Origin of the sequence: Micromonospora sp. HK10, from assembly GCF_000982955.1 — a bacterium.
GTDB lineage: Bacteria > Actinomycetota > Actinomycetes > Mycobacteriales > Micromonosporaceae > Micromonospora.
Genome location: NZ_KQ058825.1, coordinates 93307 through 101789 on the forward strand (window position 1 = coordinate 93307; position 8483 = coordinate 101789).

Here is an 8483-nt window from a genome sequence, read left to right on the forward strand (position 1 = left end):
CTCATGATCAGCGGGCGGGGGCGGGGGTCGCCCCTGGGGTTACTGCTTGAGCAGGTTGTCGAGCAGCAGGGCGCAGCGGATCAGGCCCAGGTGGCTGTAGGCCTGAGGGTGGTTGCCCAGGCCCCGTTCGGCGAGCGGGTCGTACTGCTCGGGGAGCAGCCCGGTGGGGCCCGCCGTGTCGATCATCTGGGCGAACAGCTCCTCGGCGTCGCCGCGCCGGCCGGTGCGCAGGTACGCCTCGATCAGCCACGCCGTGCAGATGTGGAAGCCGCCCTCCCGGCCCGGCAGGCCGTCGTCCCAGTGGTACCGGTAGACGACCGGGCCGCTGCGCAGCTCCGCCTCGATCTTCAGCACGGTGGAGAGGAACCGCGGGTCGTCGCCGGCGAGCAGGCCGGAGATGCCGATCCAGAGCGACGAGGCGTCCATCTCCTCGTGCCCGTAGGCGACGCTGTAGGCCTCCGCCTCCGGGTGCCAGCCGTGCTCCAGTACGTTGTCGGCGATCCGGTCGCGCAGCTCCACCCACTCCGGCCGGTCCTCGCCGCCGTGCTGGCGCACCACGTGCAGCGCCCGGTCCACGGTCATCCAGAGCATGACCTTGGAGAAGACGTGGTGCCGGGGCGGCAGGCGGGCCTCCCAGATGCCGTGGTCGGGCTCGTGCCAGCGGCGGCGGACCGCCTCGACCATGTTCTCCAGCACCCGCCACTCGTCCTCCCGGACCGAGCCCCGGGCGTCGGCCACCGCGGCGATCAGGTCGGCGACCGGGCCGAAGACGTCGAGTTGGAGCTGGTGGTTGGCCAGGTTGCCGACCCGGACCGGCCGGGAGCCGGCGTACCCGGGCAGGGTGTCGATGACCGCCTCGGCGCCGAGTTCGTAGCCGTCGACGGTGTAGAGCGGGTGCAGCCGCTCCGGGTGGCCGCCGGTGCGCTCGATCACGCCGTCGATCCAGCGGAGCAGGCCCTCGGCCTCCTCGGTGGAGCCGAGGTCGACCAGCGCCCGCGCGGTCATCGCGGCGTCCCGCAGCCAGCAGTAGCGGTAGTCCCAGTTGCGGACCCCGCCCAGTTCCTCGGGGAGCGAGGTGGTCGCGGCGGCGAGGATCGAGCCGGTCGGCTCGTGGCAGAGCCCGCGCAGGGTGAGTGCGCTGCGGGCCACCAGATCCCGGGCGGTGGTCGGCAGCCGCAGCGTGCCGACCCAGTCCTTCCAGGGCTGTTCGGCCGTGGCCTGCCGCTCGTGGATCGGCACCCGGTGGTGCTCCAGGCTGTGCGTGCCGAAGCGCAGCTCCAGCACCACCTGGCCGCCGGCCGCGGCGAGATCCACCACGGCCTTGGCGGACTCGTACCCGCCGTCGTTGGTGACCTCCCACTCGATGCCGGGGGAGTAGAGGGCGGCCGGCTCGTTGGAGCCGAGCACCAGCAGCCCGTCGTCGAGCGGCTGGAGCTGCACGGCCACCTGGCCGAACTCCGGCCGCGGGGCGAACTCGACCCGGGCCCGGCCGGTGCCGCTGAGCACCCGGACCAGCGTCGAGTCGCCGGTGACGACGGCCGGGCCGTCCGGGGTGGTCTCGCGCGCCGGCAGGTCCAGCCAGTCCGTCACGGTCAGCCCGGACCAGCGGGTCTCCACGGTCATGGTGTTGCTGCGGTAGCGCTGGCCGAGCGGGATGCCGGCGCGCTCCGGGCCCACCGTGAAGTGCCCGGCCGGGCTGCCGCCCACCAGGTCGGCGAAGATCGCCGCCGAGTCGGGCTTCGGGTGGCACAGCCAGGTGATCTTGGCGGCCGGGGTGACCAGCGCGACGGTCCGGCCGTTGGCCAGCATCGAGTGCCGCTCGATCGGCACCGCCCGCTCGCCGAAGAGCCAGTGCCGCCGGGTCTCCAGCAGCAGGCCGAGTGCCCGGGCCGCCTCGATCGGCTCCGCCACCCGGTAGTCCGCCCGGGTGTCCCCGAGACCGATCTTGATGCCGACGTCCGGTCCGGCCAGGTTGCCGAAGGCGTTCTCGTCGGTGACGTCGTCGCCGATGAAGAGCACCGCGCTCGCCGCGAGCTGGGTGCGGAGCTGGTCGACGGCGGTGCCCTTGTGGGTGGCCACCACGGACAGCTCGATGACCTCCTTGCCCTGGGTGACGGTGACGTCGTCCCAGGTGGCGGGGCCGTTGCGGACGGCCTCGACGGCCGCCGCGGCGACCTGCGGGTCGACCCCGCGGGTGTGCACGGCCACGCTGGCCGGCTTGCGTTCCAGCCGGATGCCCGGGTGCGCGGCGGCGATGTCGCGCAGCTCGGCGCGGAGCCGGGCGCGCACCGCGATCAGCTCGGGGGTGAGCCGCTCCACGAAGCCGATGTCGAACTCGGAGCCGTGGCTGCCGACCAGGTGGACCTCGCTGGGCAGCCGGGAGAGCGTGGCCAGGTCGCGCAGCGCCCGCCCGGAGACCACCGCGACGCTGGTCTGTGGCAGCGACGCGAGGGCGCGGACCGCGGCCACCGACTCGGGCAGCGGTACGGCCTTGCTCGGGTCCTCGACGATCGGCGCGAGGGTGCCGTCGTAGTCACAGGCGACCAGGAGCTGCGGGACGCGCGCGATCCGGCCGATGGCGGCGCGCAGCTCGGGGTCCAGCGTCCCGACGTGCCCGGTGGTGGGGGCAGGGGCGTTCACGGCATCACCTTTGCTCGCGACTGCGGGGCTCGCAGGACGGGCGCACTGCTCGCGCTCACGCGGCCTCCGCATCGGGCACGCCCAGTTCGGTCAGGAAGGACTTCGCCCAGTGCCCCACGTCGTGGCTGCGGAGGTGGCGCTGCATGATCCGCATCCGGCGGCGGGCTTCGGGCTTCTCGACGTGCACGGCGCGCAGCAGCGCGTCCTTCACCGCGTCGGGGTCGTGCGGGTTACACAGGAACGCCTGGCGCAGCTCGGTGGCGGCGCCGGCGAACTCACTGAGCACGAGCGCGCCGCCCTGGTCGGCGCGCGATGCGACGTACTCCTTGGCCACCAGATTCATTCCGTCTCGCAGCGGGGTCACCATCATCACGTCTGCCGCGACGTACATCGCGGCGAGTTCGGAGCGACTGTACGACTGATGCAGATAATGCACGGCCGGCACGCCGACCCGTCCGAATTCGCCATTAATCCGACCAACCTCGCGTTCCACCTTGACGCGAAGTGCCTGGTAGTGCTCCACGCGCTCGCGGCTGGGCGTGGCGACCTGCACCATAACCGCGTCCGGAACTGTCAACTTTCCGTCAGCGAGGAGTTCCCGGAAGGCCTTCAGCCGGAGTTCGATGCCCTTGGTGTAGTCGAGCCGGTCGACGCCCAGGACGATCGTCTTCGGGTTGCCCAGCTCCTCGCGGATCTGCTTGGCCCGGGCCTGGATCGCCGGGTCCTCGGCCAGCCGCTCCATCTCCCTGGTGTCGATCGAGATGGGGAAGGCGCCCGCCTTCACCTGCCGGCCGTCGACCTGGATCATCTGGCCCTCGTAGCGCAGGCCGAGCAGGTGCCGGGCCAGCCGGACGAAGTTCTGCGCCGCCAGCCGCTGCTGGAAGCCGACCAGGTCGGCGCCGAGCAGGCCGCGCAGGATCTCGGTGCGGAACGGCATCTGCATGAACAGCTCGATCGGCGGGAACGGGATGTGCAGGAAGAACCCGATCCGCAGGTCCGGCCGCAGCTCGCGGAGCATCGCCGGCACCAGCTGGAGCTGGTAGTCCTGCACCCAGACCGTCGCCCCCTCGGCCGCCACGTCCGCCGCGGCCTCCGCGAACCGCGCGTTGACCAGCCGGTACGCCTCGCGCCAGCGGCGCTTGTAGGCAGGGGTCTCCACCGCGTCGTGGTAGAGCGGCCAGATCGTCGCGTTCGACTGGCCCTCGTAGTAGCGCTCGAGTTCCTCGGCGCTCAACGGCACCGGGTGCAGCCGGATGCCCTCCAGGTCGAACGGCTCCGGGGCGGCCCCGGTGCCGCCGGCCCAGCCGACCCAGGTGCCCTGATGCTCGGCCAGGACGGGATGCAGCGCGGTCACCAGCCCGCCCGGACTGCGCCGCCATTGCCGCCCTTCGGGTGTGCTCACCTCGTCGACCGGCAGGCGGTTCGCCACTACGACAAAGGAGCTACGGACGGTCACGATCGGCCACCTCCGGGTGCTGACGGGTCCACCGCGATGAGCGTACTGAGCGTAGCTGCGGCGTCTGTTCCCCCGTGCCGGAGTCACCTACCCGTTCCAGATCCACCGAACCCCCCTCGTGATCTTGTCGACACCGGGCACGGCCCGGCCCGCCGGCCGGCCCCGCGGGCGGGGCGATGTGGGCGCAGCCGGGCGTACCTGTCAGGATTGACGATGGCGTGCGCGCGGCCGGCTCCCGGCCGGCGGCGGGCGGACCTCGCCGCCCGCGCCCGCGCCCCGCAAGCTCGCGATCGCAACCGACGGAGGTAGCCCGCACCGTGGCCCAGTTCATCTACGTCCTGGAAAAGGCGCGCAAGGCGCACGGCGACAAGGTCGTGCTCGACAACGTGACGCTGAACTTCCTGCCAGGGGCCAAGATCGGTGTGGTCGGCCCGAACGGCGCGGGTAAGTCCAGCCTCCTCAAGATCATGGCAGGTTGGGACCAGCCGAGCAACGGCGAGGCCCGGCTCATGCCCGGCTACACCGTCGGCATGCTGGCCCAGGAGCCGCCGCTCAACGACGCCAAGACCGTGCTCGGCAACATCGAGGAGGCGGTCGCCGAGACCAAGGCCAGGCTGGAGCGGTTCAACAAGATCGCCGAGCAGATGGCGACCGACTACTCCGACGAGCTGATGGAGGAGATGGGCAAGCTCCAGGAGGAGCTGGACCACGCCGACGCGTGGGACATCGACTCCAAGCTGGAACTGGCCATGGACGCGCTGCGCTGCCCGCCGCCGGACGCCGACGTGACCCAGCTCTCCGGTGGCGAGCGGCGCCGGGTGGCGCTGTGCAAGCTACTGCTGGAGGCCCCGGACCTGCTGCTGCTCGACGAGCCCACCAACCACCTGGACGCGGAGAGCGTGCAGTGGCTGGAGCAGCACCTGGCCAAGTACGCCGGCACGGTGATCGCGATCACCCACGACCGGTACTTCCTCGACAACGTGGCCAACTGGATCCTCGAGCTGGACCGGGGCCGCGCCTACCCGTACGAGGGCAACTACTCCACCTACCTGGAGAAGAAGGCCGCCCGGATGGCGGTCGAGGGTCGCCGCGACGCGAAGATGAAGAAGCGCCTCGACGAGGAGCTGGAGTGGGTCCGCTCCAACGCGAAGGCGCGGCAGACCAAGTCCAAGGCCCGCCTCGACCGCTACGAGGAGATGGCCACCGCCGCGGAGCAGACCCGCAAGCTGGACTTCGAGGAGATCCAGATCCCGCCGGGCCCGCGCCTGGGCAGCACCGTCATCGAGGCGCACGGCCTGACCAAGGCGTTCGGTGACCGGGTGCTGATCGACAACCTGTCGTTCTCGCTGCCGCGCAACGGCATCGTCGGCATCATCGGCCCGAACGGCGTCGGCAAGACCACCCTGTTCAAGACCATTGTCGGGCTGGAGCAGCCGACCAGCGGCGAGGTCAAGGTCGGCCCCACCGTCTCGCTGTCCTACGTCGACCAGAACCGGCAGGGCCTGGCCGGTGACAAGACCGTCTGGGAGGTCGTCTCCGACGGGCTGGACCACCTCATGGTGGGCAAGGTCGAGATGCCGTCGCGGGCCTACATCGCGGCGTTCGGGTTCAAGGGGCCGGACCAGCAGAAGCCGACCAAGGTGCTCTCCGGCGGCGAGCGGAACCGGCTCAACCTGGCGCTGACCCTCAAGATCGGCGGCAACGTGATCCTGCTCGACGAGCCGACCAACGACCTCGACGTCGAGACGCTCGGCAGCCTGGAGAACGCGCTGCTGGAGTTCCCCGGCTGCGCCGTGGTCATCTCCCACGACCGGATGTTCCTGGACCGGGTCGCCACGCACATCCTGGCCTGGGAGGGCGACGACCAGAACCCGGCCAGGTGGTTCTGGTTCGAGGGCAACTTCGAGGCGTACGAGAAGAACAAGATCGACCGGCTCGGCGCCGAGGCCGCCCGTCCGCACCGGGTGACCTACCGCAAGCTCACCCGTGACTGACCGGTGCTGACCGTTGGCTGACCGGTTTGTCTACCACTGCGCGCTGCGCTGGTCCGACCTGGACGCGTACGGGCACGTCAACAACGCCCGCTTCCTGACCCTCTACGAGGAGGCCCGGGTGGCGATGATGTTCGCCGGCGGCCGGGCCTGGGGAGTGGGCTCGTTCGCGGACGGGGTCGTGATCCGTCGGCACGAGGTCGACTACCTGCGCCCGGTCGATTACGCGCTGGGCCGGGCCACCGCGGAGGCCGCCCCGGCGGTCCGGATCGAGCTCTGGGTGGAGCAGCTGCGGGCCGCGTCGTTCACCGTCGCCTACGAGCTGTACGACGGCGAGGTGCTGGCCAGCACCGCCCGGTCGGTGCTGGTCCCGTTCGACCTGGCCGCGCAGCGACCGCGCCGGATCTCTCCGGAGGAGCGGGCCTTCCTGCTCCGGTACGCCCCCGGGCTGGCGCCGTGACCGGGGGCGCCGGGCCGGCGGTCGGGCACGGGCTGTCCGGGGTGACCGACGCAGGCGCCTTCCTGGCCCGGCTGGTCCGGCTGGACCGGGGCGCCCTGGTCCGGCTCCGGCCGGTGCCGGACGCGGGACGGACCGCCCTCTGGGCCCGGCTCCCGTGGGAGGTGCTGGTGGTCCGTACCGTCGCGGGCTCGGCCCCCGGCGACGTCACGGTGGCCGCCGCCGAGTTGCTCGGCGAGCTGGAGGCGGGTGGATCCGCGCTGCCCCGGCGCCGGGACGACGGGTGGCGCTGGGCGCTGCCGCCGGCGGCGACCCGGGCGGTGGAGACGTTGCCCGCCGACGAGGTACGCCGGATCGCCGCCGCGGCGGCCGGGACGCTGCGCGAGGCGGTCGCACACGGGGTGGGTGGCCGCGCGGTGGGGCAGCGGATGCTGCGGGACGCCCTGCTGGACCACGTGGCGGTGGTGGTCACCCCGGACGACGCGCCGGACACGCCGGTGGAGGTGTCGCAGCGGTTGGTCCAAGGGTTGGTCCGGATGGGCTTTCTCGGCCCCGGCGACGTCCAGGTGCGGGTGGCCGGCCGATGGGTCGGACTCGTTGGACCGTACGGAGCGACCTGGTCGCGGAAGGTCGCGGAACTCGCGCTGAGGCCGACCGTGGGTCAGCCGAAAGGATGACCCCTATTCGTTCTTCCGGTTTGGGGCGGCCGTTGGGGGGATGCCTCAACCCGGCTGTCCGGGTACCGTCCATCCTCGGATCCAACGCACCGTAGGCGGCTGGATCCGCTGGGGAGTGAGGTGCGCGAGCGATGCCGTGGTGGTCATGGCGCCCAGGTCCCGCCGCCGGCGGCGGCGATCCGGAAACTCGAACCGGGATCACAGTGGAGGAGAACGTCCGGGTCGGACCACCGACCCCCCGCCAGCCGGCGGACGACGTGGCCGCCGAGCGGTCGGTGATCACCGACATGCCGGCCACCGTCGCACCGGTCACGCTCAGCCGGGTCTGCGAGGCGCTCGACCTGCTCGACGTGCGCTACCTGGCCGACGGCGACGGCAACCTGCTGGCCATGTGGGAGCGGCACGCCGTGCTGGTCACCCTGGAGGGGCCGGAGGACGAGATCCTGGTCATGCGGGCCCGGCCGCACGCGACGGTGCCGCCGGACTGGGCCGACCGGGCCTACCGGGTGGTCAACGAGTGGAACCACACCCGGCGGTTCTGCAAGGCGTACATCGGCGACCCGACCGAGCGCGGCCAGTTGCCGATCTACGCGGAGCTCCAGGTCCCGCTCGGCGCGGGCACCCACGACGCGCTGCTGGTCGAGATGCTCGACTGCGGCGCCGCGGTGGCGACCACGTTCGTCGACTGGCTGCACGACGAGGGCGCGCTGCTCTGACCGGCGGGACGTCGGGGCCGGGCGCGGTCAGGCCCCGGCCGCCGGATCCTCCATCACGTTGACCATGAAGTACGCGGCCCGCTCCAGGTAGTCCCAGAACGCGGCGGCGATCTCCGGCGGCAGGTCCAGCCGGTCCACCGCCCGCCGCATGTGGCGCAGCCAGGCGTCCCGCTCGGCCGCCCCGATCCGGAACGGCGCGTGCCGCATCCGCAGCCGGGGATGACCGCGTTGCTCGGAGTAGGTGTGCGGGCCGCCCCAGTACTGCATGAGGAAGAGGGTCAACCGGTCGGCCGCCGGGCCGAGGTCCTCCTCCGGATACATCGGCCGCAGCAACGGGTCGGTGGCGACACCGGCGTAGAACTCGTCCACCAGCTTGCGGAAGGTGGGTTCACCGCCGACCGCTTCGAAGAGGGTCATCGACTCGCCTGGGGAAGTCACCCATCCATCCTGCCAGGTGCGGTCGCGGGCCGGCCGCCGCCCACCGCCACCCCCGCGCACGCACGCCGGTGCCGCCGGGGCCGCGTCGGGCCGGGCCGCGCCGGTCGG

7 protein-coding genes are annotated in these 8483 nt (G+C 72.2%); 4 read left to right on the forward strand and 3 right to left on the reverse strand.

Going from position 1 to position 8483, the window contains the following annotated elements:
* Positions 1-39 precede the first annotated feature (39 nt).
* Both otsB and LQ51_RS15080 read right to left on the reverse strand, forming a co-directional pair.
* On the reverse strand, positions 40-2640 hold the full coding sequence (gene otsB, locus LQ51_RS15075; protein ID WP_046566250.1) for a trehalose-phosphatase: 2601 nt from the start codon (positions 2638-2640) through the stop codon (positions 40-42).
* 55 nt (positions 2641-2695) lie between these two features.
* Positions 2696-4096 carry an alpha,alpha-trehalose-phosphate synthase (UDP-forming) gene (locus LQ51_RS15080; protein WP_046566252.1) on the reverse strand — a complete coding sequence of 467 codons (1401 nt, stop codon included), beginning with the start codon at positions 4094-4096 and terminating at the stop codon, positions 2696-2698.
* 317 nt (positions 4097-4413) lie between these two features.
* Here LQ51_RS15080 and ettA point away from each other — a divergent pair, with 317 nt between their 5' ends.
* The 4 genes from ettA (at position 4414) to LQ51_RS15100 (ending at position 7937) form a co-directional block, all read left to right on the forward strand.
* Entirely contained in the window at positions 4414-6090 is a 1677-nt protein-coding gene (ettA, locus tag LQ51_RS15085; protein ID WP_046566253.1) for an energy-dependent translational throttle protein EttA, read from the forward strand.
* A gap of 13 nt (positions 6091-6103) precedes the next feature.
* Positions 6104-6547 (forward strand): acyl-CoA thioesterase, encoded by a 444-nt coding sequence (locus LQ51_RS15090; RefSeq protein ID WP_046566254.1) that lies wholly within the window; start codon positions 6104-6106, stop codon positions 6545-6547.
* A 32-nt stretch (positions 6548-6579) separates the two neighbouring features.
* A complete protein-coding gene (locus LQ51_RS15095) occupies positions 6580-7221 on the forward strand; it encodes a hypothetical protein (RefSeq protein ID WP_369799858.1) in 642 nt (213 codons plus the stop codon).
* Positions 7222-7352: 131 nt separating this feature from the next.
* A complete protein-coding gene (locus tag LQ51_RS15100; protein WP_046566256.1) occupies positions 7353-7937 on the forward strand; it encodes a type III secretion system chaperone family protein in 585 nt (194 codons plus the stop codon).
* Positions 7938-7964: 27 nt separating this feature from the next.
* Here LQ51_RS15100 and LQ51_RS15105 read toward each other — a convergent pair whose 3' ends face one another.
* On the reverse strand, positions 7965-8354 hold the full coding sequence (locus tag LQ51_RS15105; RefSeq protein WP_046566257.1) for a globin: 390 nt from the start codon (positions 8352-8354) through the stop codon (positions 7965-7967).
* Positions 8355-8483: the final 129 nt, after the last annotated feature.